We start from the raw sequence: 24,294 nt of genomic DNA, 5'->3' as shown, positions 1-24,294 counted from the left end.
CCCCGCTCTCGTACGCCATCTGAACGCGGATTCTTTTTTCTCCCGCAGAATCTGATCAATTTCCGGCGGAAAATCGCCCGGCTTTACAATCGCGTACGACAGTTCTTTCCGCTCGCCCTCGCTTACATCCGTAATCCGGCACGATGCCAGGAGCATCAGGATCACCGCCGCCAGAAGAACTCTTCCCCGTTTCTTTTTCTTCCCCATCATTCCAAACGCCGCTTCCCGCTCTTTCTATCCATTGTATGACGGGCCGCGGTCTTCTATGACGCAAAATCTTTTTCTGAAAAAGACGAAAGTTATTGCAACATGCCCCGTCAATGACGTATACTGAAAAGTACGCAATAACTGAATATCACTATTTTACAAGAGGAGAAAAAGATTCATGATTCGTTTTATTCTGGTCATTCTGACCGCTTTTCTGTATCTGATTCTGTCGATCCCGGTGCTTCTTGTTCTGCTTCTGATCCGGAAGAAAAAGCCGGAGGTCTGTGACAAGGTAAGCCGTGCGCTGATCCGCTGGATTTTCCGCGTGATTCTGTTTTTCGCCGGCACGAAGATCACGGTGGAAGGGCAGGAAAATATTCCGAAAGATCGTGCCGTTCTCTACATCGGCAATCACCGCAGCTATTTTGATATTCTCGTAACCTACACAACGGTTCCGGGCTCCTGCGGATTCGTAGCGAAAAAGGAGCTGGCGCGCATTCCGCTCTTAAAGAACTGGATGGATCTCATCCACTGCCTGTTTCTCGACCGATCCGACATCAAACAGGGTCTGCAGATGATCCTGACCGGATGTGAGGAGATCAAGAGCGGCACTTCCATCTGTATCTTCCCGGAGGGCACCCGCGGCAATACGGAGAGCGAGCTGGAGCTCGGCGAGTTCCACAACGGTTCATTCAAGATGGCAACGAAAACCGGCTGCCCGATCATTCCGCTTTCGATTTCCGGTTCCAGAGAAATCCTGGAAGCACACTTTCCGAAGATCCGCGGTACACACGTTACCGTGACATACGGCAAACCGATCATTCCGGGTGAGCTTACGAAGGAAGAGAAAAAAGAAATCGGAAATTATACGAAAAACATTCTGCTGGAACAGCTGAAAGAAAATCCGGCAAAATAAAAAACACTGGCACGAAAAAAGTGCCGGACACATCTGTAAAAAACAGAAGCGCCCGGCGCTTTTTTCTTATAACAATTCTCTTATTTCTCTGCGGAGAGCATCTCCACAATCTTTCCATACTCCATAAAGTGTGATGCCTTCACCAGAATCTGATCGCCGTCCTGTAAGAGCTTCGGCAGTTCTGCCATCAGGCTTTCGCGGTCTGCGAAGTGGCGGATTTCCAGTTGCGGGTCTGCCTCTTTTGCCGCTTTTGCAAGGTGCTCGCAGAGCGGTCCTGCGCAGTAGAGGGCGTCGATGCCGCAGGTTCCGGCGTGTGTGCCGACTTCGGCGTGGAGTGCTGCCTCATCGGTTCCGAGCTCGCCCATATCGCCGAGTACAGCCACTTTTCTTCCCTTCGCCTCTTTCAGGACATCGAGGGATGCTTTCATGGAAACCGGGTTTGCATTGTAGCAGTCATCGACAACCGTGTATTTTCCCGTCTCGATGATGTGGAATCTTCCACTCACCGACTGCAGTGTCTCGATTCCCTGCTTGATCTGATCCAGCGTCAGCCCGTACGTGCATCCTACTGCGGTTCCAGCCAGCGCATTGTAGACCATATGGCGTCCCGGAATCGGAATCAGTGCGGAAAAACTGCCCTGCGGGGTATGAATCCGGCAGGAAATGCCGCGGAAGCCCTGGCTCTCGATCTCATCGGCATAATATTCATTCTTTGCATCCAGTCCGAAATGAACCGGCTCGATACCGTGAACCGTTCCAACCGTGGACAGCTTGTCGTCGTCCCCGTTGATGATAATGTGGCCGTTCTCACGCAGATGATCAAAGATCTCGGTCTTCGCCTGTAAAATACCATCTCTTGTCTTCAGATTTTCCAGATGACACCATCCGATATTCGTGATGACTGCAGTCTCCGGGCGTGCGATCTTCGCCAGACGGTGCATCTGGCCGAAATCGTCGATTCCCATCTCGAGAACCGCCATTTCATCCCCTTCGCGCAGGCGGAAAACGGTGAGCGACAGGCCCAGCTCATTGTTGAAGTTCGCATCCGTTTTCAGCACGCGGTATTTCTGCGCCAGCACCGACGCAATCGTCTCTTTCGTGCTGGTCTTTCCAACGCTTCCCGTGATACCGACAACCGGAATATTGAGCTGCTGCATATAGTATTCTGCCATTGCCTTGATGGCTTCCATGGAATCCTTCACGAGGATATACGGGCATGGCGGTGTTTCAAGTTTCTGCTCGGAAATGACAGCAAGTGCGCCCTGAGCAGCCACATTTGGGATAAATTTATGGCCGTCCACACGCTCACCCGGAATTGCAACGAAGAGGCTTCCCTCTCCCGCTTTCCGGCTGTCCGTCACGATATCAGCGGCTTCCGCTGTTTTCTTTTCTTCCGGTCCGAAGTAGGTTCCGCCGCACACCTCTGTGATGTGTTCAAGTGTCATATTTTTCATGCGTTGTTACCTCTTTTTCTGAGAGAAAGCTGGATCAGCAGCTCGCACAGTTCCGGATAGGAAATGCCGAGTACCTGTGCCTCCTGCGGCAGAAGGCTGGTCGGGGTCATGCCCGGAAGGGTGTTTGCCTCGAGGCAGTACATTCTTCCGTCCTTGCGCATCATAAAGTCGAGACGGCAGTAGTTTTCGATGCCGAGAGCGGCAGCGCCGTCCTCTGCGTGCTTCTGCATTTCTTTCGTCTGCTCCTCGGTCAACACGGCAGGGCAGGTCTCAACGTTCGATCCTGCTTTGTATTTATTCGTATAATCATAGAATCCTTCGATCGGCGCGATCTCGATGATCGGGTATGCTTTTCCGTCTACAACGCCGACAGAGAACTCTCTTCCCTCGATATACTCCTCAACGACAACCTCCGGCTCATAGGAGAAAGCATCCTTCATGGCCTGCCAGTATTCCTCGTTCGTATGCGCAATATAAACGCCGACGCTGGATCCGCCGCAGCACGGTTTTACGACAACCGGAAGCTCCAGTCCGAAGCTGGACAGCGGCTCGCTCTCCTGGCCTTTTTTCAGGGTCACGCCGTTCGGGGTCGGCACGTTGTGTGCGCGGAAGAACTGTTTGGTGATGGATTTATCCATCGCAAGGGCACTGCTTAAATAGCCGGTTCCGGTGTACGGAATGCCGAGCAGATCAAACGTTGCCTGTACCTTTCCGTCCTCTCCGTTTGCGCCGTGCAGGGCGAGGAAAACAACGTCTGCCGCCTCGCAGAGCTCCAGCACGTTTCTGCCGAAGAATCTGCGGCGGGATGCGGTCATCTCATCTAATTTTTCATCAAAGCTGTGCATGTACTCTGCTGCTTTGTCTACATCATAGTTCTCTTCTGCAAATGCATCTTCCAGATTTCCATTCACATCAATTCCGCAGAAAATATCCACCAGAACTGCCTGATGATTTTTCTCGCGGAGTGCCTTACATACCATGGTTCCGGAAGTGATGGATACCGAACGTTCTGTGCTGGTTCCTCCAGCTAATACTACTATCTTCATCTATTTTAATCTCCTTTATCTTTATAGACCGGTCTGCTGTGTGGGCTGCGGCCCTGTTACATCGTCCAGGCTATAGTATACGATAACCGGGTCACCAATTTCAATAGCATTGAACACTTTTTCTGCTTCTGTGTATGGGGTATTCACACATCCGTGGGATCCGTTCGTCAGATAGATGTCCCCGCCGTACTCGGTACGCCAGCTTGCATCGTGGATTCCGACGTCGCCGTTGAACGGAAGCCAGAACATGACATGGCTCGGGTAGAGCTTGAAATCACAGTTACTTTTTTTCGCATCCACCGCCCAGACACTGCCTGCCGGAGTGTCATAGCCCGTCGCATGATTGCCGGTTGTGACCGGTGTTTCCGTCACCAGAACGCCGTCCTTGTAGCACCACATTTTCTGCTGGGAAATGCACACCTCGACGTATGTATTTCCGATATCATTCGCCGAGCGGTCATTGGCCGTATAGAGGTAAACCGGGTCGAGATTTCCCTGCGTTTCATCCTCGATCGCCTGCAGAAGTGCCTGCGTCGTCTCCTCCTTGTCGATACACCAGCCGTAATCGCCGCCCGCATTCAGGTTAATGGCCGCGCCAAGACTCGTTTTGAAGGTATGCGCCAGCCCGAAGGTGTCCGTCTCATACGCCATATGGCGCACAAAGGCTGCCGCTTCGTCCTGCGAAATCGTGTAGGTTCCATCCTCCCCCTGTACGAGCCAGCTCTGTAAGGTCGCCCGGTCTATGGCATAGCTGTTTTCACCGATTGCATACGTGATCCGCGCCGCTGTCAGGTGGTTCAGCTCCGCCATTTCCCCGTTCAGTGCTTCATCATCCTGCGTAATGCCCGGTTTCCGGTAAACATCTTTCTCTTCCAGATCCACACGCGCCGCTCCGGCATCCAGAGCCTCGATGACGGCCTGTTCTGCCTTCTCATAGTCCACCTGCGCGCCCTCTGTTTCCGGCACAATGACGTACGAGGTTCCGTCATCCGTCAGATACGCATCCGTCGGCGCTTCCTGCTGTTCTTCCTGAAACCCTTCCATCGTCTGCAGTTTTTCCTGCACCATTTCTTTGTCATAGACAGAGTCCGCCGCCACCTGGTTTTCTTTCTCTTTCCAATAGAATGCAGGCCATGCAAGAGTATTCTGGGACTCCAGCAGTTTTTCCACCGCGTGGTCGTCCACATACGTGAGGCCGATCTCCGTGCCGCTTAATGTCTCTGTTTTTCCACCGCGCTCGGTAATGCCAAGTGTATAATCCACAATGTGGTTCTGAATTTCCTCTTTGACCTGCTCTGCGGTCAGACCTGCACAGTTCAGTCCGTTGATCGCGGTTTTCGGGAAAAAGTGGGATGCATAGTAATGCCCCACACCCGCGTAACCGCCTGCGGCTGCAAGGAGTATGAGTCCTGCGGCAATTCCTATTACTTTCTTTTTCATGTTTTTCCTTTCTGTCCCATAGAAAATTTCTTTTTAACTTTCTAATAGAAAAAAGCCGGAACTCCCACACCAGAGTTCACAAAAACTGTGTCCCCCGGGAGAATCCGGCTTTTGTATTTTTACTTATCTGTTATTTGCTTTCCAGAATCTTATCCACGCTGACCAGTTTGACACTCAGCACGAATACCTGACCTGCGATTTCCAGCTCTTCCGGTGTCGGGAAGGACGGTGCAATACGGATGTTGGAATCCTGCGGATCGTTGTGATATGGATACGTTGCGCCCGCGCCTGTCATGGTAAGACCGGCCTCTTTTGCTTTTGCAACGATCTTCTTTGCACATCCCTCCATCGCATCGAAGGAGATGAAGTATCCACCGTTCGGTTTTGTCCAGGAAGCGATGCCAAGGCCGCTCAGCTCCTGATCCATTACCTGCAGAATTGCCTCGAATTTCGGTCTTAAGATCTCAGCATGCTTTTTCATCTGATTCATCACGCCGTCCAGGTTCTGGAAGAATTTTACATGGCGCAGCTGATTCAGTTTATCATGACCGATGATCTGGAAGTTCATGTACTCCTGTGCCTCTTTGAGGTTTGCCTCAGAAGAAATGAGAGCTGCAATTCCGGCTCCCGGATAGCTTACTTTCGAAGTGGATACGAACTCATAGACCATATCCGGATTTCCGGCTTTCTCGCACTCCTCGATGATGTTCAGCAGGTGATCCTGTCTGTCATCATACAGGTGATGGATGATATATGCATTATCCCAGAAAATACGAAAGTCTTTGGCTGCCGGTTTCAGGTTTGCAAATCTTCTGACGGTCTCATCGGAGTAGGTGTAGCCCTGCGGGTTGGAGTATTTCGGTACACACCAGATTCCCTTGATGGCGTCATCTTCTGCAACGAGTTTTTCTACCATGTCCATGTCCGGTCCTTCCGGCGTCATCGGAACATTGATCATCTCAACGCCGAAGTACTCGGTTACACCGAAGTGACGGTCATAGCCCGGTACCGGACAGAGGAATTTTACTTTGTCCAGCTTGTTCCACGGAGTGCAGCCTGCAACGCCTTTCAGGAACGAACGTGCTACGGTATCAAACATAATGGTAAGGCTGGCGTTTCCGTAAACGATGACGTTTTCCGCCGGAACCTCACAGATATCTCCGATCAGTTTTCTTGCTTCCGGAATACCGGTCAGCACGCCGTAGTTCCGGCAGTCGGTTCCATCTTCTGCGAAGGTGTCTTCATTTTTCGAGAGAACGGTAAGCATTCCTTCCGTGAGATCTAACTGGGCTGCTGCAGGTTTTCCTCTGGAAATATTCAGATTGAGGCCTTTTGCTTTTACCTCTGCAAATTCCTGCTCCAGTCTGGCTTTCTCGGCAACTAATTCTTCTTTGGTCCATTCGATATACGGTTTCATGAAACGTCCTCCCTTGTACTTTCCTTACCCGTTTTTTCAGGTTTCTTGCTCAACTAAAGACCATTTTACCAGATCATGAGTTTCTGTCAAGGAGAACTTGCATGTTTTATGCACTTTTCGGCATTTTATCCCACTTTTTGCAGTTTTATACTTCATTTCCTGCAATTTCAGCCAAATGTTTTTCGTATGACGGACATACGTCCGCTGTCAAAAGATGTTTTAAACGTTGTCAGACTGCCATCTTCCCGATGCACCGCACGGCAGAACAAGGCCGGTCGACTTGACCGGAAGGCCGATTTCCTGTGCTTCTACGTGGCCTTTGTACTGTTTTAATTCCAGGGAAATCATGTACGTCAGGACAGCCGGTGCAAGTCCTGTCGTGTAAGAATTCACAAGGAAGAACAGCGGGTCATCGCTTAAGAGCTGCGTGCAGAGCTTGATGAACGGATGAATCGACTCCTCGATCTTCCAGATCTCGCCCTTTGGTCCTCTTCCGTAGGACGGCGGGTCCATGATGATCGCATCGTAGTGATTGCCTCTGCGGATCTCGCGCTCGACAAATTTTGTGCAGTCATCCACAAGCCAGCGGATCGGCTTGTCCGAAAGGCCGGATGCGGCAGCGTTCTCTTTTGCCCAGTTGACCATGCCTTTGGATGCATCGACATGTGTGACGCTTGCGCCTGCTGCGGCTGCTGCGAGCGTTGCGCCTCCGGTGTAGGCGAACAGGTTCAGCACTTTAACCGGGCGGTTGGCACGGCGGATCAGATCGCCGAACCAGTCCCAGTTCGTTGCCTGCTCCGGGAAAAGGCCGGTGTGTTTGAAGCTGAACGGTTTCAGGCGGAAGGTCAGGTCTTTATAGTTAATCTCCCACTGCTCCGGCAGCTGGAAAAACTCCCATTCTCCGCCGCCCTTGCTGCTTCTGTGATAATGGCCGTTTTTCTTTTTCCAGCCCGGATTTTCTTTTTTCGTGTTCCAGATGACCTGCGGGTCCGGTCTTACCAGAAGGTAATCTCCCCACCGCTCCAGTTTTTCTCCGCCGGACGTATCCAGCACTTCATAATCTTTCCATCCATCTGCTATCCACATTTTATTGGTTTCCTTTCTCTTTTATCTCAAAATTTATCGTGTTCTCAATTGTACCTCCCTATGATACCATAAAAGTATTGTTTTTCCAAAACATTTTTTATATCATAGTTCTGGGCATCCGCGCATTTGGTCCGGAAATCTGCCCACGGAAAGGATTTTTCTCATGGAAACCGTACTCTTATATCAGATCAAAGGAACGAAAACGGCTGCGCTTTTAAAGCCGGTTCTCTTAAAGCTCGGCATCCGCGTGCGCATTGTGGAACCGGAACAGTATCTCCAGTCGATCGGATTTCTTGCCGGAAATAAAGCATTTGCAGAATCCCCCGAAGCCTATGACGGCGCCGGATTTGATGAACCAATGATGGTCATGGCCGGCTTTTCCGAGCGGAAACTCGATCTTTTTCTCACCGAAATGCGCCGGAAAAAAGTGCCGCCGATCGCCCTCAAAGCCATCGTCACAACGCAGAACCAGGCGTGGAATTCGCTGCAGCTCTACAGAGAATTAAAAGAAGAACACGAAAAAATGAAATCGTACCGGAAATAACTGGTCTGGTCAAAAAATCCGGAATTGGCACTTTTTCTTCATGCCACTACTCCCTATAATAGGGTGCAATCAAGGAACGAAAGTTCCAGATGCCAAAGGAGTGAGTTGTTATGAAAAATGAAAAAGTCTGGAAAATCGCAATGACAGGTGTCTTTGCAGCCCTTTCCTACGTTGTCTTCACCTTCCTGCAGTTCAAAATCTGGCTGCCGGGCGGAGATGCCACCTCGATCCATTTTGGAAACGCTGTCTGTGTGCTCGGTGCACTGATTCTCGGCGGTGTTTACGGCGGAATCGGCGGTGCGATCGGCATGACCATCGGAGATCTTCTCGATCCGGTCTATGTGGTATATGCACCAAAGACCTTCCTCTTAAAATTCTGCATCGGCCTTATCGCAGGACTGATCGCACACAAAATCGGTAAAATCAACGAGCAGACCGATCAGAAACAGATCTTCAAATGGGCACTGCTGGCAGCCATCGGCGGACTTCTGTTCAACGTGATCTTCGATCCGCTCATCGGTTACTTCTACAAACTGGTTCTTCTTGGAAAACCGGCGGCAGAGGTTACCTTAAGCTGGAACGTTGCGGCTACTTCCATCAACGCCGTACTTTCCACCATCACTTCCGTTATCATCTACATGGCACTGCGTCCGGCTCTTCAGAAATCCGGACTGTTTAGCCAGGTAAAAGCAGCAGTGAAATAAAAAAATTTCACTTACACGATATTAAAAAAAGTCACCAGGTTCTATTTCGAACCGGTGACTTTTTTCATGCATTTCTTTTTATTTTTCAACGGTGGCTGCTGCCTCTTTCACTGCCTCTTCTTCCAGAATGGATGTACAGTGCGGGCATCTGACTGCCTCGATGTCGATCTCGCTCTTGCAGTACGGACAGATCTTTGTGGTCGGTGCCGCCTCTTCTTCCTCATTCTTCGGGGTCAGCTTCTCGCTGACGGTGTTGATCGCTTTGACCAGGCAGAAGATCACGAATGCGGTGATCAGGAAGTTGATCACTGCGGTGATAAAGTTTCCGTAGCACAGAACCGGAGCATTCTCGCCAAGTCCGAGTGTGATTTTCAGATTGGAAAAATCGGTTCCGCCGAAGATTCCAAGGATCGGGGTCAGGATATCCTGGTTCAGGGATGTCACGATCGCCGTGAACGCACCGCCGACGATGACACCGACTGCCATATCCATGACGTTTCCGCGCATGATAAATTTCTTAAACTCGTTGATGAATCCATTTTCTTTCATCTTCTCTTACTCCTCATCTTTTGTTTTTTCTCCGGCGAACCACGCTTTTTCGATCATTTCCAGTTCCCGGATATCAATGCAGTTTGGAATGGTTCCTTCCCGAACCGCCTTCTGACATTCCTTCAGATCCATCCAGCGGACTGCTTCTACTTCCGACTCCTGCAGATGCAGTTTTTCTGCCTCGACCGGCTTTGTATAAAGATACACGGCGCTGACCTCATGATCGTGGAACGGTTTTCCGTAAAAAACACCGTGTGATACTTTTTCCAGCAGGCCAAGATCCATCAGATCTTCTGCTTCTGCGTGGATGCCGAGCTCCTCGCCGATTTCCCGCAGGGCCCCTTCCAGATACGTATCGCCCGCCGAAAGATGGCCGGCACTCGAGATATCGTAGCAGCCCGGATTCGAATCCTTCCAGGCACTCCTTTTCTGCAGCAGTACCTCACAGCCGCTCTTCTCATTCGCCCGTGCAATCCAGATATGTGCCGTTCCGTGACACCGTCCCTCACTGTGCGCCACGCCGCGTTCTACGATGGTTCCGGTCGGCGTGCCGTCGCCTGAGCGCTCCTCAAAAAGTTCCATCTGTTTTCCGTTCAGCACCGCTTCTGCGAGCGTGTCGCCCACATACCGCAGCTTCAGGGAGAAAAACGGCTCGTCTTCATTCAGAAGGCGGAAAAAGATTTTGTCTCCCTCCCACAGATTCAGGTGCAGGACGTCCTCTTTTTTCACCCAGGCGAGTTCGCCCTCATCACATGCAGTCGGTTCTCCCGTGAATCCGTCTGCCGTGTAGAGACACATATACTCCATGTACTCCACCGTTTTGCTGTTTTCTGCCTCTGTCACAAAGGTAACGAGACCGCGGAAACGCCAGCTCGTCAGCGTGTAGCCGGTTTCCTCTTTTACTTCACGCAGCAGGCATTCCTCCGGGCTTTCGCCAAGTTCCGCATGGCCGCCGACGCCGATCCACTTGTCCTTGTTGACATCGTTCTTTTTCACCGTGCGGTGCATCATCAGATAGCTGTCATCCTTTTCGATGTAGCACAGCGTTGTCATGCAGCCTCTGCCTCTTTCTTCTGTTTTTTCCTCCATCTTTGACTCCCTCCGTCGTGTGCCGGACTTCTTTCCGCTTCTTTTGTTTTTCAGGAAAAATGTATTTCTGCACACACCTTTTTCTCGTTTTCTATTCTACCATACTTTTTCAGAATTCCAGCAACAAATTTCTATCTTTTTGCAGATCTTTCACGAAAAATGTAACGACCATTCCGCATCTTCTTGACTCTCACACAGTACTGTGTTAAAGTGTCTGTAATTGATGTTTTGTCACCCGTAAACAACGTTTCTTATCATTTCTTACATTTGAGGTTTTCATGATGGAAAAACAGACGATAGTTGTGAAAGTCGGCACCAGCTCCCTGACACTCTCAGACGGAACCATGGATGCTGAAAAAATACGGAACATTACGACCCAGCTTGCCGCGCTGCAGACGGCAGGCCACCATGTGATTCTCGTTTCCTCCGGTGCGATCGCCGCAGGCTTTTCCCGTCTCGGCTTTAAAAAACGGCCGACGAAAATTGCCGATAAACAGGCTGCCGCTGCTGTCGGCCAGGGCCTTCTGATGGAGGAATACACGAAAAATCTGATGGCGTACCAGATTCCGTGTGCGCAGATTCTTTTGAACCGCAGTGACTTTGAGGACCGCCGCCGCTATAAAAACATCTTCGGCTCCCTCTCCGTCCTGCTCGGGCGCGGTGCGATTCCGATCATCAATGAGAACGATACGATCGCGATTGAGGAGCTGAAGGTCGGCGACAACGACACGCTCTCCGCCCAGGTGGCTGCGATGCTGCATGCATCGCTTCTGATTCTGCTGACCGATATCGACGGGCTCTACACTGCCAATCCAAAGAGTGACCCGAATGCGCGCCATATCGACGTGGTAAATGAGATCACGCCGGAGCTCACTGCTGCGGCAGGCGGTGCGGGATCGGGCAACGGAACGGGAGGCATGACAACGAAGCTCTCCGCCGCTTCGCTTGCCACAAGAGCCGGTGTGCCGGTTCTGATCTGCTCCTCGGCGGAGGAAAACAACATTGTGCGTGCGGTGAAAGGAACCGCAAAAGGAACGTACTTTACCGCCAGCGGCCACAACATGAAAACGCGTCTGCAGTGGATGGCATTCTATGCGCCGAGTGCGGGCAACCTCTACGTCGATGAGGGTGCCGCAGAAGCACTTGCTGTTCAGGCAAAGAGCCTGCTTCCCAAAGGCATCGTGGCAGTCGAAGGCGATTTTAAGAAAGGCGATGTCGTCAGCGTCTTCCGGCGCGGCAGCCATGAATATCTCGGAAAGGGCATTGTCAACTATGACCGGCCGGATCTGCAGAAAATCATGAACGAAAGCACCAGCCACACGGAAGCAATCAACCGCGATAACTGGATCGGCGCGGAATAAATGGTGCCGAATAAAGCATTCTTTTGTTTACGAAAATTCCCCTCCGTGTTATAATATTTGTATTCAGCCGGCTGCAGGTTTTTCTTTCAGCGAGGAAAGGAAGCTGCATCCGGTTTTCCATGTGCTTTTGGTTTTACTTCGAGAGCACAGCAAACACAAAGGAGGGTTTTTACCAATGAAATACGATTTTACATCTCTGATGAACCGCAGCGGCCACGATTCGATCGCTGTCGATCAGATCCCGATTCCGGGTGCGGAAGTCAAAGAGGGCTTCTCCCGCATCCCGATGTGGGTGGCCGACATGAACTTCCCGTCTCTTCCGACCATTCAGGAAGCAATTCACGCGAGAGTCAACAAACCGCATTTTGGCTACTTTAATCTGCCGGATGCATATTTTGACAGCATCATCCGCTGGCAGAAAGAGCGCAACGGTGTGGAAGATCTGCCGCGTGAGGCGATCGGCTATGAGAACGGCGTGCTCGGCTGTGTTGCTTCGGCTGCTGCCGCTTTTACATCCCCGGGCGAATCCATTCTTCTGCATTCCCCGACATACATCGGTTTTACCGGTGTTCTTGAGAACTGCGGACGCAATATCGTTCTCTCCGATCTTGTTCAGGATGAGAACGGCGTATGGCGTATGGACTACGCCGATATGGACCGCAAGTTAAAAGAACACAACATTCATTTCGCGATTTTCTGCTCTCCGCACAACCCGACAGGCCGTGTCTGGGAGCGCGAGGAAATTGAAAAGGCGATGGAAATTTACAAAGCAAATGAATGCGTTGTCATCTCCGATGAGATCTGGTCTGACCTGACACTGCCGGGCTTCAAACATATCCCAACGCAGTCCGTTTCGAAGGATGCACGCGAGCGCACCATCGCACTTTATGCACCGTCCAAGACCTTTAACCTGGCTGGCCTTGTAGGCTCCTACCACATCATCTACAACCGCATGCTGCGCGACCGTGTGGAGAAGGCTTCGTCCCTTTCTCACTACAATTCTCCGAACGTACTCTCTGTTCATGCGCTGATCGGCGCTTACCGTCCGGAGGGATACCAGTGGGTGGATGAACTGCGCGAAGTGCTGAAATCGAATGCGGATTATGCGTACAACTACATTCTCGAGCATTTCAAGGGCGTGAAGCTTTCCAAACCAGAAGGAACGTACATGCTGTACCTCGACTGCGAGGAGTGGTGCAAGGAGCATGATACCGATATGGATACACTGCTGAAAGCCGGTGTTGCTGTCGGCGTGATCTGGCAGGACGGACGGCCGTTCCACAGACCGTATGCGATCCGCCTGAATCTGGCACTGCCGCATGTGCTTGTGAAAGAGGCATTTGACCGTATGGATAAGTATGTATTCAATGCGAAATAATTGTATTTTCTAATTTTATAAGCCAAACATAATGAAAGACCGAAACGGACATTTTCCTCTGCCGTTCCGGTCTTTCGCTGTTTTGTGCATCCTGTTTTTTCAGTTTTGCTCCAGCTCCCGCTGTGCCAGCATCTCTTCCACGTTGATGCCGTACTTCTTTAAATTGACGCGGCCGTTTTCCAGCACAATGCCGTCTGCCTCCAGCATATCCGCCTGTTTCCCGGCGCCGCCGAAGACAAATTCCGCGGCCAGTTCGCCTTTGGAGTTTACCACACGGTAGCATGGAATGTGCTCCGGATCTGTGTTTTTATGTAAGGCGTTTCCCACGGCACGCGCCATCTTCGGCTCGCCTGCAAGCGCTGCTATCTGGCCGTATGTCGCCACTTTTCCGCGCGGAATCTGCTTTACCGCCTCATAGATTCTTTTGGTCGGGCTGTCCGTGATGATGTCGTAGCTCTCGGCGATCATGGTGCGTATGGCATCATCGGGTACGGTTCCGTCGAGTAGAATCGTGTTCCAGTGCTCCTTATTCTGATGATATCCCGGGATAACTGACGCGAATGCATCGCGCCAGTAGTCTCGCCATTCCGGGTTTGCTTTTACATTCAGCTGAATGATTCCGTCCTTTTCATAGACCCACAGAAATGCCTTTCTGCTTCCTTTCACGCGGATGAGCTGCCAGTTGTCATCGTGGAACGGCGCCTCCTGATATGTGTCCGGGAAGGAAAGACCGTAGGCTAATGCTTCTTCTCTTGTCTTCATTGCAGACTTCCTTTCTTCCTGTCGCGGGTGCTTTGATGTTTTTTTCCGCAAAACACCCGCTTTTTCTGTATTCCTCCTGCCGCTACGATTCTGCTTTTTTCTGCGGCATTTTTTCTTCATTATACCAGTCCGCCTGCTTCCGCGCAATTTTTCACCTGCTATTTTTTCATCTTCGGCTGGAAAATCCAGCTTGCAAGATACGCGAAAATCAACGCCGCTGATGTTCCGACAGCTCCCGCCTTTAATCCGCCCTGGAACAATCCTAAAAAGCCGCTCTCTTTCACTGCATCTTTCACTCCCTGGAACAGCAGATGCCCGAACCCGAGCAGCGGCACCGACGCACCTGCTCCGGCGTATTCTGCAAATGGATCGTAGAGTCCCAGAAAACTCAGCACTGCGCCCGTGCACACCAGCGTCACCATAATTCTTCCCGGCAGCATTTTCGTGCGGTCGAGCAGAATCTGGCACAGCGCACAGATCAGGCCGCCGACCCAGAAAGCATTGAAATATTCCATAAAGGTTCCCATCTTACACATCCTCCTCCCGCTCGATTACAACCGCCTGCGCAATGCCGGGCACGCTGCTGCCCTCCTGAAAGCTCACCTTCGACATCAGCGCGCCGGTCGGCACAAACAGAATGCGTTTCCACTCTCCGTTTTCCAGCTTCGGCAGCAGATACTCCGCCAGCACCGATGCCGCACAGCCGCAGCCGCTTCCACCCGCGCCGGTATCCTGTTTGGCCGGATCGAAAATCAGCATGCCGCAGTCACTGTGCTGTTCCGAGATATCGTATCCTTTCTTTTTCAGCAGTTCCAGCAGGATTTCCCGTCCCACAACGCCGAGATCTCCCGTTACAATGCGGTCGTAATCGGCTGGTTCCCTGTTGAAATCGACGAGGTTCTGTGCAATCGTATCGCACGCAGCGGGGGCCATGCAGGCGCCCATGTTCTGGTTGTCTTTCAGCCCGTAATCAATGATTTTTCCCGTCGTAGCGCCCGTGATTTTCACTCTGCTCTTCGTTTTTCCAAGCACACACGCGCCGCTTCCCGTCACCGTCCAGCTTGCAGACGGCGGGCGCTGGTTTCCGTAGGCGAGCGGAAAACGGAACTCCTTCTCCGCCGTTCCAAAGTGGCTCGATGTCACCGCCAGCACCCGGTCACCGTATCCTCCCGCGACTGCCATCGCGCCAAGCGAAAGCGCCTCTCCCATCGTCGAGCAGGCACCGAACAGGCCGTAGAGCGGGCAGTTCAGATCTACCAGGCCGAACGATGATGCGATTGACTGTGCCAGAAGATCGCCCGCAAAAATCATGCGGATCTGCTCCGGCCTCACATTGGCTTTCTGCATTGCCAGCTTCGCGGTGGCAAGCTGCAGTTCACTCTCGCCCTCCTCCCAGCTCTCCTGCCCGCACATCGGGTCCGAAAGCGTGTGCGAAAAGTATTCGCCCAGCGGCCCCTCCTTTTCCTTTTCTCCTACAATCGCCGCGCTGCCCTCGATATAGACGGCTTTGGCAAACGAGATGCTCTGCTTTCCTGTCATCTGTCTCATCGGCAAATTCCTCCGTTTTTCTGATTTTGCATCTTACCATTTCTGACCTTCAGTATTTCCGTTTTTTCTGTTCTTACGCATGATTTTTCCATTCCTGGGTATTCTGTACGCTGTAGCACGAAAATCCCTGTTTCAGAAACTTTTAGAGGAATCTTTTCATGAGTGAAATGCTGTATCTTCAGACGGAGCGGAATATCAAAATCACCAGTCCCGTCGTGACGCTCGGCGATGTGGCACAGCTTTCCTGTTCGGACGGCGCTGTCCTCGCCCGCAATCAGGTCCGCCGCGTGGCGCATCTTCCCGATGACGGATACGGGCGCTACGTCTGCTCCGCGTCCACGCTCGTCCGTCTCGTCACGGAAGCAGAGGAGCACGTCGATGTCACCCACATCGGCGAACCGAACTTTATTTTAACGTACGAGGACCCGCATCAGAAAAACACCTGGATCAGCTGGTGCAAAACGATTCTGGTCGGCATCCTTACGTTTATCGGAACTTCGTTTTCCATTATGACGTTTCACACCGATATCGGCATCCGCGAGCTGTTTTTGGATGTTTACACCCGCTTTCTGCCGCAGATGACACCCGGCTTTTCCGTACTGGAAATTTCATATTCCATCGGCATCGGCCTTGGCGTCGTGCTCTATTTCAACCATTTCGGACGGCGGAAATTCACGCAGGACCCGACGCCGCTCGAGGTGGAAATGCGGGTCTATGAGGATGATATCGATACGACCATTATCGAACAGAACGACCGCTCCGGTAAAGGAAAGGAGGCTTTTCATGCGAATCCTGCCAGAGATCCTGCTGGCCATGGCCGGTCTTAGCCTTGGCTTTTTCGTCGCGAGCGGCCTTGTCGCGCTTGTGATCGGCCTTGGCATTGTGACACGGTACGCCGGCATCACAAAGACAGCAGGGAGCCTGCGTTTTTACGAATGCTGCTGTATGGCCGGGGCGCTGTTCGGCGATCTTTTCTCGCTTGGCACCTTCTCGTTTTCCCTGCCATCCTGGACGGCCGGTGTGTTCTGGCTTTTTGCGGGCATTTATCTGGGAAGCTGGATCATCGCGCTCGGCGAGGTCGTCAATTTGTTTTCGATCCTCTGCCGCCGGGTCGGCCTGACGCGCGGTCTGCCGTTTGTGATTCTCTGCATGGCGGCAGGGAAAATCGCGGGCTCTCTTTATTATTTTGCAAGTGGATTTCAATAAACTCAGACTTGGAGGTAAGATGTGATGCAGAGTTTAAAAAGTGAACGGGCGAAAAAAGAATACGAACAGTATGTCAAAGAAGTGACACCAAAACAGAATCTCTTCTGCAATATGGCAAAAGCGTTTGTCGTCGGCGGGCTGATCTGTGTCGTGGGGCAGATTCTGCTCCATATCGGCAAAACTCAGTTTTCGCTGAACAAGGACGACGCCGGTGCCTGGTGCTCGCTGCTCCTGATCCTTTGCAGTGTGGTTTTAACCGGTCTCAACATCTATCAGAAAATCGTCACCTTCGCCGGATGCGGCGCGCTCGTCCCGATCACCGGCTTTGCCAACTCGGTTGCCGCACCTGCAATTGAGTATAAAAAAGAAGGACAGGTCTTCGGCATCGGTGCAAAAATTTTCACCATCGCCGGACCTGTCATTCTGTACGGTGTCTTTGCGAGCTGGCTGCTCGGTTTTCTCTATTGGCTTTGGACCGTCGCCGGGAACTGGTTTTAAATCAGTTTTTCAGCGCTTCCGCCTCTTCTTTTGTGCAGCCCTCGCGGCTGTAACGCGCTTTTTCATAGCCGTCGTGCAGCCGTCTCATGCCGTCGCCGGAAAGCTCGTTTCTCTCCTCGAGCTCCGCCGGGGTTTCGGCTCCGGTCGGCTGGTATTTTCCGGCTTTTTTGATGGCCTTTTTATACTGTCGGCGGATTCGCATATTCGGGGAGAGATAGCCCTCTTTCTTTTCCCGCCGCCACGGCAGATTTTCCCGTTCGTCGTTTCCCTGATGCAGGAAGAGAACTTCGTCCTCCTCATCCTCTGAGAAGGCTTTTCCCGCATTTTTTACGCTCTGGTAAATCGCCCGCAGAACCGCGATTCCGACGGCAACCATCACAAGATACATGACCGCCGTAAAAAGATTCTGGATCCACTGCGGCATCGGTTTGTACTCTTTGTCCCCCAGCATATCGGACAGATCGGCCTGCTCCATGCCCTGCGGCGTCTCGGCCTCCGGTGTTTCGATCGTAAGATCGCTTTCCAGCTCTTTCGGCTCATATCCTGCGATCGCCTCCGCAATCGGATCCTTTCCGTAGAGCGCCGATGGGAGCACGAACAGTACCAGAAGGAGTACTGCAATTTTCAGGATCAGTTTTCCCGTCCGCTGCATCGTCTCCACCGGGAGATTGGCGATTTTCTGATGGTCACGGATGAACCCGTGCATGCCGTCGAGGTACTGGCAGAAGAAGCACAGGAATACATCTGCAAAGAAAAACCAGAAGATCAGATGCCAGTAGAACGGCATTTTCATCAGCACGCCGATCACATACTGAATGATAAACCAGAGAAAGTGAAGAGGCTTTGGCTCGTCGAGGAGCGTCGGTATCTCCCACGCTTCCATATCCGCCAGCGGCATTGAGCCGGCCGGCAGTTCCTGCGCTGCTTTCTTTAACTGGCCTTTGCGGATTCTGACATAGCCGCGGATCAGGAAAATCACAGCGGCCATAAGACCCGTCATCACGCCGGAAAGGCTCTCCAGAAATGCAGGAGAAATACCGTTCTCAAACTTGTTTTTTCCATCGTTTGCCGCCGCAGCCGCTTCAATTACCGCTGCCGCCTGCACACTGAACAGGGAACAGAAAAATTTCGCTGCCAGATACGTCACCGCGCAGACCGCAATTCCGCCAAGCAGAAACTGCCAGAGTGCTTTCGTTTTCCGGATCAGAATCCAGCTTGCGGCGGCCGGAATCAGCAGCAATAAGGATATGGCGCAGAAATACAGCGCCTCCCGTCCCGTCAGCTCCAGAAAACCGGCGGCAAAGCCATAGATGCCGGCAAATAAAAGCCAGACATGAAGCCAGGTCAGCGGGATCTGTACCGGTGTCTTTTTTATTTCCATGGTTTCACCTCCCAGCCGATTGCGGTGTACGCACGGTTCTGCTCCGACGGAACTTCTTCGCCCGGCAGATACGGAATCACCCAGAGAACCTGGTTCTGCGCACCGGAGAGCAGATGGAGTGCGGAACGCACCTCATCCGTTCTGTTTTTCGATACAACAACGTAAGTGTGACCGGTGATTTCTTTTTCCGCCTCTTTTTGCAGAAGCTCTGCACCGGAAACCGGATTTTCTCCGAGCTTCACACACGCCAGCTTCCGGTTCAGCTCCGCCGTCTTTCCGGCGCCCGCTGCCAGATGGACACGCAGCTCCTCGCCGGTCTCCTCATCTTTCGCATTACTCTTCACCCACAGATTCATCTTGTTTTTCACCATCCGCGCCGCAAGCGAAGACGTGATGCGGATGCTCTCCTCGACCTGCGCTTCCTCGCGCAGAATGTTGGAGTCCTCGATATCAAGAAGCACGGTGACTTCCACGCTCGTCGTCGCGTCGAACTGGTTGACCATCAGGTTTCCCATCCGCGCTGACGATTTCCAGTTGATGCGGTTCATCGGGTCTTCTTTCCGGTAATCGCGGATGCCGGAAAATTCAAACGGATCCTCGTACAGACGGTTTCTCGACAGAACCATGCCCGACACAGCACGGCAGATCATCTGGATCCGTGCAGTATCAACCTGGCGCGGGTAAACGTACATCTGTGTCTGCTGCGGGTAATCGCTGTAAAAACCCTCCCGGAAAAAGAGATCGTACGCTACGGCATGCGCACCGGTGATCTCGTAGAATCCTCGTTTTTTCGCCTGAAACGGCAGTGTTCTCGTGACCTGCTGATGAAACAGGAACGAAAAGACATCGCGTTTGTAGCTCTGGTCGGTGATGCTCGCGTTTGCTTTTGCCTCGCGGTCAAATTCCAGATTGCGGCTCATCGAAATGCCAAGCTCGAGCGCCGGGATCGGCAGCAGTTTGTCGTTTACGACGACCTCTTTTAACGCGCTCTCCTCGCCTTCATAGATCGCGGAATCCTGAAAACTGACCTGGATTTTCAGGTTCTTCTGCCAGCTTTTCTGATACAGTTTTTTCTGTAAAAACCAGGCGAGCGCTATTCCAAATAGTAATAAAAGAAGCATAGTCTGTTACCTTCCTGACCAGTTTTCGGTCGGCAGTTCGATGCGGTTTAAAATTTCCTCGATCACCGATTCTGCGGCTCTTCCATCATCTGCGCCGATCTGCATGGTGAGACGGTGTGCGAGTACCGGAACAGCCACGGTCTTGAAGTCCTCCGGCACAACGTAGTTTCGTCCCTGCACCAGCGCGTGGCCCTGTACGGCACGTAAAAATGCGAGTGTTCCACGCGGGCTCACGCCGCTTGTAATTTTGCTGTTGGCTCTCGTCTCCTGTACGATGCGGACGAGATACTGTACCAGTTCCGGATGCAGGTAGACTTCTTTACACGCCTCCTGCAGGGCACGGATTTCTTCTTTTTGGCAGACAGATGACAGCTCGGCGAGCGGCTCCTCGGTCAGGAAACGGGCGATCATCTGCGTCTCTTCCGCCGGGCTTAATGCTTCCATCGAAAGTTTCATTAAAAAACGGTCCATCTGCGCCTCCGGCAGCGGGAAGGTTCCGAGCGTCTCGAGCGGGTTCTGCGTGGCGATGACGAGGAACGGCTCCTCGAGCGGCCGTGTCACACCGTCCACGGTGATCTGGCGCTCTGCCATGCACTCGAGAAGGCTGCTCTGCGTCTTCGGTGTCGCACGGTTGATCTCATCGGCAAGCAGAATGTTGCAGAAGGCAGGTCCTTTCGAAAAGACGAACTCTCCGCTTTTGGCATCGAAGTAATTGAGGCCGGTGACATCGGACGGCAGAAGATCCGGCGTGAACTGGATACGGCCGAACTCCGCTTCAACGGATTTCGCAAGGGATTTTGCCATCACGGTTTTTCCGGTTCCCGGGACATCCTCGAGCAGGATATGACCTTTGGCTACAAGGCAGGTCAGGACAAGCTCGATCGTGCGCTCGTTTCCGATCATGACCTTTGCGATATTTTCTTTTAATTGCTGCAATACATTATTTTCCATGTTTTGCTTCCTCCAATAGTAAGATTTAATAAAAAAATCCACCCCTCGCTGCTCTGTTTTGTGAGAACAGCACGATAAATTTATTTTACTGCACATATTTTCGGAAGACAAGCAGAAAAAGGACGATGCTGTACCTATTTTTCACAGCATCGCCCTTTACGGTCTCTTGCTATAGCTTGTCTCTTACAGTGCTTTCCGGTACAGCGCCTCGATGTCCTGCTGACGGGACGCTCTCGGGTTGACGGCAATGTTTCCGCTCTTCATCGCATCTACCGCCATCGGCACGATTTTGCTCTCGATCTCCTCTGCCGTCACTTCTTTTCCCTTTGCCGCCTGGCGGATCGCATCGGTCAGGCTGGCCGGGATTCCGATGGCTGCGGTCAGCTCGCGAATCGCGCCGACCAGCATCATCGGCTCGAATTCATCGGCGTATGCCGGGATTTCGCTGATGTAGTTGTAGATCTTCAAATATCTTCCATGGTCTGCCAGTGCATTGTACTCTGCGATGACCGGAAGCAGAACGGCATTTGCCACGCCGTGCGGCACATCGAAGAAGGCGCTCACAGGATGACTCATTGCATGGACATTTCCAAGTCTTGCGTAGGAAAATGCAATACCCGCGAACAGCGAACCGGTCAGCATCGCCTCTGCGGCTTCGAGATCGGTTCTGCGCGCCACGAAACGGCGGATATTTTTACCGATCAATTCCATCGCTTTTTCTGCCATGGCATCGGAGAACGGAGATGCGGCTGTGGAAATATAAGCCTCCTCCGCATGGATAAAGGCATCAATACCGCACGCTGCCGCAACGGATGCCGGAGCGGATGTCAGAAGTTCCGGATCGAGAATCGCGTACTCCGGAAGGAGTTCGTAGCTGAATACAGTCAGCTTGTAATCTCTGCTGTGGTCAGTGATCACGGAAAACGCAGTCACTTCAGATCCGGTTCCCGCGGTCGTCGGAATGGCGATCAGCGGAACGATTTTGCCCGGCACTTTGTGTGCGCCTTCATACTCGGTGATGCTTCCGCCGTATTTTGCTGTCACACCGACAGCCTTTGCCACATCCATCGGAGAACCGCCGCCGAGCGCTACGATAAAGTCTGCGCCGGAAGAAAGATAGCTCTCGGTTGCTTTTTCTACGGTGGTGACAGACGGGTTCGCCTCAATCTCCGTGAAAATATCGGCTGCAATTCCGGCCGCTTTCAGGCTGTCCGCTGCTTTGTCCACAACACCCATCTTCTTTAAAGTAGGACCGGAAAGAATCATCGCATGGGTTCCGCCCATCTTCTTTGCACACTCCGGCAGTTTACTAAGTGTTCCTGCTCCGACAATAATATTCTGTGGAATCGAAAATTCGAATGGATTCATCTTATTTTTCTCCTTTTCTTTCAGAAAGCGTGCCGAAAATACTCTTTCCGACACGCTTTGTTTTATCCTATCTCAGCTTCAGCCAGCCATTTTTGCAAGGACACGGTCGATTGCTGCATCGATGACAACGTCGAGTTCCGCATCGTCTGCCTCCGGCATCAGGGACGCTGCGTCCTCGTCGGAGATCAGCTCGATCAGGCTGCCGAATTTCTCTTTATATTTGAACTTGCAGACTGCAAAGAATACAACACCGAGGAGGCTCCAGCCGCCTACCATCAGCCACTCCTGCCATACCAGCGTTCCGCCGGAACCAGGAATGCAGTAAACAAGCACCATGCATCCGGACATCAGAACCGCCATGGTTCCAACAAATTTATATGCCGGAACACGATACGGACGCGGCATATCCGGCTCTTTCTTCCGCAGAATCAGGAAGGAAAGAGATACCATACAGTAGGCAAGACAGCATCCAAAGTTACCTGCATCACAGATCCACACCATCATGCCTCGTCCTGCAAACGGAGCCAGCATAGTCAGCGCGCCGATCAGGAACAGGGCGTTGATCGGAGTTTTGTGCTGCGGGTGAAGCTTTGCAAACATCGGCGGAATCATGTAAGATTCAGCCATGGAATACAGGGCACGGGAACCGCCGATCATAAAGGAGTTCCAGGATGTGATGATACCGCACATACCGCCAACAATGATGACTTTTGCCATAACCGCTGTACCGAACGCTTTTGCCATGGCATCTGCTGTGACAAGTCCGGTTCCTGCTTCCGAACTCAGGATTTCGGACGGATTCAGCACATAGCCGACAGCCAGGATAACACAGGAATAGAAAACAACAGCGAGGACAACGGAGAGAATCATCATTTTACCGATTTTCTTTAACGGAACGTTGATTTCCTCTGCTGCCTGCGGGATAACGTCAAAACCGATGAAGAAGAACGGGGTAACAACAGCAACTTTGATGATGTTCTGGAACATCGTTCCGGCGCTCTCGCCGACAAACATCTGTCCCTGCAGATTGCCGGAATCACCGTTGATCACGGATGCCACAATCAGAAGGATGCCCGCGCCGCCGATGATACAGGTGAGGACCGTCTGCAGAACGGCTGCTGTTTTTGCTCCCAGCACATTGATGAGTGTGATAAGGAATGCTACGATAACTGCCACGGCTACCCAGGAGGCATAGATATCAAATCCTGCTACGCTGTACATGTAGCCTTTCAGGAATCCCGGCCACAGATAGGTGATGATGGTTGGGAAGGCGCAGGCCTCGAAACAGGTAACACTGACATATCCCAAAATAATCGCCCATGTACAGATAAAGGAGCCGTTCGGACCCATCGCTTTATAACTGAAAACATGCTCGCCGCCGCACTGCGGCATCGCTGCGGTCAGCTCTGCGTAGGTCAGGCCGATGAAGAAGATCATGACACCACCGATGGCAAATGCGATTGCTGCTCCGACAACGCCGCCTTTCTGGATCCAGCTTCCCGAGGATACAACCCAGCCCCAGCCGATCATGGCTCCGAAAGCGATGACGAGAATGTCCCATGCACCCAATACTTTGTCAAATTCTGATTTTTTCTGTTCCATGGCTTATTCCTCCCCGCTTCCGTATTTCTTCTGAATCAGTTCCTCGAGATACTCCGCTGTGCCCTCCACACCAAGGAATGCACTGTTGATCAGGATATCGCGGTTGTGCCGGTCTCCACGGTTGCTGCCGGTCAGCGCCAGGTGACGCTTGTGATACCGCTTGTCCTTCTCGAGCAGCAGGATTTTTGCATCGCTCTCGGAAAGGCTGTGACTCTTCATGATGTTCTGAATGCGGATCTCGTCCGGTGCATAGATAAAAGCCCGGAGGAGCTTGATATCTTTGCTGTCCTTTAAAATGTAATCCGCGGATCGTCCGATGATGACGCAGGCTTCTTTTTCTGCCAGTTTCCGGATGATCTGCTTCTGTACATGAATCGCACGCTCGGTCAGGTCCGCATATTTGGAGAAGGATCCACGGACATCGCCCTCGGCTCCTTTTCCGGCAATCGTACCGCCCTCTTCTACACGGTTCATGATGTCTTTCGGAATTCCGACTTCTTCAATAATCTGATCCACCAGCTCGCGGTCGTAGAACTTAATTCCGAGATCCTCCGCAATTTTCCTGCCGATGGCATTTCCTTTGGCTCCGTACTCGCAGCCGATTGTGATAACCAGATGTCCCATACCGTTTTCCTCTCACATTTAATTTCTCTGTTTTACCTGTTG

At 52.0% G+C, this 24,294-nt stretch carries 25 protein-coding genes; 8 read left to right on the top strand and 17 right to left on the bottom strand.

What is annotated here, in order from left to right; genetic code table 11:
• A partial coding sequence (locus tag ACY2VW_RS10830; RefSeq protein WP_461878081.1) for a hypothetical protein occupies nucleotides 1–210 on the bottom strand: 210 nt, incomplete at its 3' end.
• A gap of 175 nt (nucleotides 211–385) precedes the next feature.
• Between ACY2VW_RS10830 and ACY2VW_RS10825 the strand changes: the two genes are divergently transcribed.
• On the top strand, nucleotides 386–1,123 hold the full coding sequence (locus tag ACY2VW_RS10825) for a lysophospholipid acyltransferase family protein (RefSeq protein WP_461878080.1): 738 nt from the start codon (nucleotides 386–388) through the stop codon (nucleotides 1,121–1,123).
• A gap of 80 nt (nucleotides 1,124–1,203) precedes the next feature.
• Here ACY2VW_RS10825 and ACY2VW_RS10820 read toward each other — a convergent pair whose 3' ends face one another.
• The 5 genes from ACY2VW_RS10820 to ACY2VW_RS10800 all read right to left on the bottom strand — a co-directional run bounded on the left by ACY2VW_RS10820 (nucleotide 1,204) and on the right by ACY2VW_RS10800 (nucleotide 7,566).
• Nucleotides 1,204–2,577, bottom strand: coding sequence for a UDP-N-acetylmuramoyl-tripeptide--D-alanyl-D-alanine ligase (locus ACY2VW_RS10820; protein WP_461878079.1), 1,374 nt, complete (start codon nucleotides 2,575–2,577; stop codon nucleotides 1,204–1,206).
• Entirely contained in the window at nucleotides 2,574–3,623 is a 1,050-nt protein-coding gene (locus tag ACY2VW_RS10815; RefSeq protein WP_461878078.1) for a D-alanine--D-alanine ligase family protein, read from the bottom strand. Before ACY2VW_RS10815 ends, ACY2VW_RS10820 begins: the two co-directional genes overlap by 4 nt.
• A 21-nt stretch (nucleotides 3,624–3,644) precedes the next feature.
• The gene (locus ACY2VW_RS10810) at nucleotides 3,645–5,063 is read right to left on the bottom strand and encodes a L,D-transpeptidase (protein ID WP_461878077.1); all 1,419 of its coding nucleotides are present in this window, start codon (nucleotides 5,061–5,063) and stop codon (nucleotides 3,645–3,647) included.
• Nucleotides 5,064–5,193: 130 nt separating this feature from the next.
• The gene (locus tag ACY2VW_RS10805) at nucleotides 5,194–6,480 is read right to left on the bottom strand and encodes a PLP-dependent aminotransferase family protein (protein WP_022461783.1); all 1,287 of its coding nucleotides are present in this window, start codon (nucleotides 6,478–6,480) and stop codon (nucleotides 5,194–5,196) included.
• Between the two features lie 219 nt (nucleotides 6,481–6,699).
• Complete coding sequence (locus ACY2VW_RS10800; RefSeq protein WP_461878076.1) at nucleotides 6,700–7,566, bottom strand: class I SAM-dependent methyltransferase; 867 nt, start codon at nucleotides 7,564–7,566, stop codon at nucleotides 6,700–6,702.
• Between the two features lie 163 nt (nucleotides 7,567–7,729).
• On the opposite strand from ACY2VW_RS10800, the gene ACY2VW_RS10795 reads away from it, so the two are divergent.
• The gene (locus tag ACY2VW_RS10795; protein WP_117814123.1) at nucleotides 7,730–8,110 is read left to right on the top strand and encodes a DUF3783 domain-containing protein; all 381 of its coding nucleotides are present in this window, start codon (nucleotides 7,730–7,732) and stop codon (nucleotides 8,108–8,110) included.
• A 110-nt stretch (nucleotides 8,111–8,220) separates the two neighbouring features.
• Nucleotides 8,221–8,814, top strand: coding sequence for an ECF transporter S component (locus ACY2VW_RS10790; RefSeq protein WP_461878075.1), 594 nt, complete (start codon nucleotides 8,221–8,223; stop codon nucleotides 8,812–8,814).
• Between the two features lie 78 nt (nucleotides 8,815–8,892).
• Here ACY2VW_RS10790 and mscL read toward each other — a convergent pair whose 3' ends face one another.
• On the bottom strand, nucleotides 8,893–9,363 hold the full coding sequence (gene mscL, locus ACY2VW_RS10785; RefSeq protein ID WP_461878074.1) for a large conductance mechanosensitive channel protein MscL: 471 nt from the start codon (nucleotides 9,361–9,363) through the stop codon (nucleotides 8,893–8,895).
• Between the two features lie 6 nt (nucleotides 9,364–9,369).
• Nucleotides 9,370–10,452, bottom strand: coding sequence for an NUDIX domain-containing protein (locus ACY2VW_RS10780; RefSeq protein ID WP_461878073.1), 1,083 nt, complete (start codon nucleotides 10,450–10,452; stop codon nucleotides 9,370–9,372).
• A 278-nt stretch (nucleotides 10,453–10,730) separates the two neighbouring features.
• Here ACY2VW_RS10780 and proB point away from each other — a divergent pair, with 278 nt between their 5' ends.
• Both proB and ACY2VW_RS10770 read left to right on the top strand, forming a co-directional pair.
• On the top strand, nucleotides 10,731–11,813 hold the full coding sequence (gene proB / locus ACY2VW_RS10775; protein WP_226906324.1) for a glutamate 5-kinase: 1,083 nt from the start codon (nucleotides 10,731–10,733) through the stop codon (nucleotides 11,811–11,813).
• A 175-nt stretch (nucleotides 11,814–11,988) separates the two neighbouring features.
• A complete protein-coding gene (locus ACY2VW_RS10770) occupies nucleotides 11,989–13,191 on the top strand; it encodes a MalY/PatB family protein (RefSeq protein ID WP_461878072.1) in 1,203 nt (400 codons plus the stop codon).
• A gap of 99 nt (nucleotides 13,192–13,290) precedes the next feature.
• Here ACY2VW_RS10770 and ACY2VW_RS10765 read toward each other — a convergent pair whose 3' ends face one another.
• The 3 genes from ACY2VW_RS10765 to spoVAD all read right to left on the bottom strand — a co-directional run bounded on the left by ACY2VW_RS10765 (nucleotide 13,291) and on the right by spoVAD (nucleotide 15,501).
• Nucleotides 13,291–13,953 carry a methylated-DNA--[protein]-cysteine S-methyltransferase gene (locus ACY2VW_RS10765; RefSeq protein ID WP_461878071.1) on the bottom strand — a complete coding sequence of 221 codons (663 nt, stop codon included), beginning with the start codon at nucleotides 13,951–13,953 and terminating at the stop codon, nucleotides 13,291–13,293.
• 158 nt (nucleotides 13,954–14,111) lie between these two features.
• The gene (locus tag ACY2VW_RS10760; RefSeq protein WP_055220161.1) at nucleotides 14,112–14,468 is read right to left on the bottom strand and encodes a SpoVA/SpoVAEb family sporulation membrane protein; all 357 of its coding nucleotides are present in this window, start codon (nucleotides 14,466–14,468) and stop codon (nucleotides 14,112–14,114) included.
• A 13-nt stretch (nucleotides 14,469–14,481) separates the two neighbouring features.
• The gene (gene spoVAD / locus ACY2VW_RS10755; RefSeq protein WP_461873761.1) at nucleotides 14,482–15,501 is read right to left on the bottom strand and encodes a stage V sporulation protein AD; all 1,020 of its coding nucleotides are present in this window, start codon (nucleotides 15,499–15,501) and stop codon (nucleotides 14,482–14,484) included.
• 158 nt (nucleotides 15,502–15,659) lie between these two features.
• On the opposite strand from spoVAD, the gene ACY2VW_RS10750 reads away from it, so the two are divergent.
• The 3 genes from ACY2VW_RS10750 to spoVAC are packed head-to-tail and all read left to right on the top strand — an operon-like array spanning nucleotide 15,660 to nucleotide 17,205.
• The gene (locus ACY2VW_RS10750) at nucleotides 15,660–16,328 is read left to right on the top strand and encodes a stage V sporulation protein AA (protein WP_461878070.1); all 669 of its coding nucleotides are present in this window, start codon (nucleotides 15,660–15,662) and stop codon (nucleotides 16,326–16,328) included.
• Complete coding sequence (locus ACY2VW_RS10745; RefSeq protein WP_461878069.1) at nucleotides 16,285–16,707, top strand: stage V sporulation protein AB; 423 nt, start codon at nucleotides 16,285–16,287, stop codon at nucleotides 16,705–16,707. The genes ACY2VW_RS10750 and ACY2VW_RS10745 overlap by 44 nt, the downstream gene beginning before the upstream one ends.
• 24 nt (nucleotides 16,708–16,731) lie before the next feature.
• Nucleotides 16,732–17,205 (top strand): stage V sporulation protein AC, encoded by a 474-nt coding sequence (gene spoVAC / locus ACY2VW_RS10740; protein WP_461878068.1) that lies wholly within the window; start codon nucleotides 16,732–16,734, stop codon nucleotides 17,203–17,205.
• A 1-nt stretch (nucleotide 17,206) separates the two neighbouring features.
• Here the strand turns inward: spoVAC and ACY2VW_RS10735 are convergent, their stop codons facing one another.
• The 6 genes from ACY2VW_RS10735 to ACY2VW_RS10710 all read right to left on the bottom strand — a co-directional run bounded on the left by ACY2VW_RS10735 (nucleotide 17,207) and on the right by ACY2VW_RS10710 (nucleotide 24,252).
• A complete protein-coding gene (locus ACY2VW_RS10735) occupies nucleotides 17,207–18,586 on the bottom strand; it encodes a hypothetical protein (RefSeq protein ID WP_461878067.1) in 1,380 nt (459 codons plus the stop codon).
• Nucleotides 18,577–19,707: a DUF58 domain-containing protein gene (locus ACY2VW_RS10730; RefSeq protein ID WP_461878066.1), complete on the bottom strand. Its 1,131-nt coding sequence runs from the start codon at nucleotides 19,705–19,707 to the stop codon at nucleotides 18,577–18,579. Before ACY2VW_RS10730 ends, ACY2VW_RS10735 begins: the two co-directional genes overlap by 10 nt.
• Before the next feature lie 6 nt (nucleotides 19,708–19,713).
• Nucleotides 19,714–20,658 (bottom strand): AAA family ATPase, encoded by a 945-nt coding sequence (locus tag ACY2VW_RS10725; protein ID WP_461878065.1) that lies wholly within the window; start codon nucleotides 20,656–20,658, stop codon nucleotides 19,714–19,716.
• 183 nt (nucleotides 20,659–20,841) lie between these two features.
• Nucleotides 20,842–22,026, bottom strand: a complete 1,185-nt coding sequence (locus tag ACY2VW_RS10720) for an iron-containing alcohol dehydrogenase family protein (protein ID WP_461878064.1) — start codon at nucleotides 22,024–22,026, stop codon at nucleotides 20,842–20,844.
• 78 nt (nucleotides 22,027–22,104) lie between these two features.
• Complete coding sequence (locus tag ACY2VW_RS10715; protein ID WP_461873770.1) at nucleotides 22,105–23,628, bottom strand: APC family permease; 1,524 nt, start codon at nucleotides 23,626–23,628, stop codon at nucleotides 22,105–22,107.
• A 3-nt stretch (nucleotides 23,629–23,631) separates the two neighbouring features.
• A complete protein-coding gene (locus ACY2VW_RS10710; protein ID WP_055219997.1) occupies nucleotides 23,632–24,252 on the bottom strand; it encodes a cytidylate kinase-like family protein in 621 nt (206 codons plus the stop codon).
• Nucleotides 24,253–24,294 lie beyond the last annotated feature (42 nt).

This window comes from Fusicatenibacter sp. (genome assembly GCF_977045365.1).
Note: the sequence above shows the minus strand (reverse complement) of the source record. Positions and strands in the feature narration are given on the sequence as shown.

Bases quoted from the DNA above. Each gene is read 5' to 3' on its own strand.
- ACY2VW_RS10825 (WP_461878080.1), top strand. From the start codon at position 386: ATGATTCGTTTTATTCTGGTCATTCTGACCGCTTTTCTGTATCTGATT.
- ACY2VW_RS10820 (WP_461878079.1), bottom strand. From the start codon at position 2,577: ATGAAAAATATGACACTTGAACACATCACAGAGGTGTGCGGCGGAACC.
- ACY2VW_RS10815 (WP_461878078.1), bottom strand. From the start codon at position 3,623: ATGAAGATAGTAGTATTAGCTGGAGGAACCAGCACAGAACGTTCGGTA.
- ACY2VW_RS10810 (WP_461878077.1), bottom strand. From the start codon at position 5,063: ATGAAAAAGAAAGTAATAGGAATTGCCGCAGGACTCATACTCCTTGCA.
- ACY2VW_RS10805 (WP_022461783.1), bottom strand. From the start codon at position 6,480: ATGAAACCGTATATCGAATGGACCAAAGAAGAATTAGTTGCCGAGAAA.
- ACY2VW_RS10800 (WP_461878076.1), bottom strand. From the start codon at position 7,566: ATGTGGATAGCAGATGGATGGAAAGATTATGAAGTGCTGGATACGTCC.
- ACY2VW_RS10795 (WP_117814123.1), top strand. From the start codon at position 7,730: ATGGAAACCGTACTCTTATATCAGATCAAAGGAACGAAAACGGCTGCG.
- ACY2VW_RS10790 (WP_461878075.1), top strand. From the start codon at position 8,221: ATGAAAAATGAAAAAGTCTGGAAAATCGCAATGACAGGTGTCTTTGCA.
- mscL (WP_461878074.1), bottom strand. From the start codon at position 9,363: ATGAAAGAAAATGGATTCATCAACGAGTTTAAGAAATTTATCATGCGC.
- ACY2VW_RS10780 (WP_461878073.1), bottom strand. From the start codon at position 10,452: ATGGAGGAAAAAACAGAAGAAAGAGGCAGAGGCTGCATGACAACGCTG.
- proB (WP_226906324.1), top strand. From the start codon at position 10,731: ATGATGGAAAAACAGACGATAGTTGTGAAAGTCGGCACCAGCTCCCTG.
- ACY2VW_RS10770 (WP_461878072.1), top strand. From the start codon at position 11,989: ATGAAATACGATTTTACATCTCTGATGAACCGCAGCGGCCACGATTCG.
- ACY2VW_RS10765 (WP_461878071.1), bottom strand. From the start codon at position 13,953: ATGAAGACAAGAGAAGAAGCATTAGCCTACGGTCTTTCCTTCCCGGAC.
- ACY2VW_RS10760 (WP_055220161.1), bottom strand. From the start codon at position 14,468: ATGGAATATTTCAATGCTTTCTGGGTCGGCGGCCTGATCTGTGCGCTG.
- spoVAD (WP_461873761.1), bottom strand. From the start codon at position 15,501: ATGAGACAGATGACAGGAAAGCAGAGCATCTCGTTTGCCAAAGCCGTC.
- ACY2VW_RS10750 (WP_461878070.1), top strand. From the start codon at position 15,660: ATGAGTGAAATGCTGTATCTTCAGACGGAGCGGAATATCAAAATCACC.
- ACY2VW_RS10745 (WP_461878069.1), top strand. From the start codon at position 16,285: ATGCGAATCCTGCCAGAGATCCTGCTGGCCATGGCCGGTCTTAGCCTT.
- spoVAC (WP_461878068.1), top strand. From the start codon at position 16,732: ATGCAGAGTTTAAAAAGTGAACGGGCGAAAAAAGAATACGAACAGTAT.
- ACY2VW_RS10735 (WP_461878067.1), bottom strand. From the start codon at position 18,586: ATGGAAATAAAAAAGACACCGGTACAGATCCCGCTGACCTGGCTTCAT.
- ACY2VW_RS10730 (WP_461878066.1), bottom strand. From the start codon at position 19,707: ATGCTTCTTTTATTACTATTTGGAATAGCGCTCGCCTGGTTTTTACAG.
- ACY2VW_RS10725 (WP_461878065.1), bottom strand. From the start codon at position 20,658: ATGGAAAATAATGTATTGCAGCAATTAAAAGAAAATATCGCAAAGGTC.
- ACY2VW_RS10720 (WP_461878064.1), bottom strand. From the start codon at position 22,026: ATGAATCCATTCGAATTTTCGATTCCACAGAATATTATTGTCGGAGCA.
- ACY2VW_RS10715 (WP_461873770.1), bottom strand. From the start codon at position 23,628: ATGGAACAGAAAAAATCAGAATTTGACAAAGTATTGGGTGCATGGGAC.
- ACY2VW_RS10710 (WP_055219997.1), bottom strand. From the start codon at position 24,252: ATGGGACATCTGGTTATCACAATCGGCTGCGAGTACGGAGCCAAAGGA.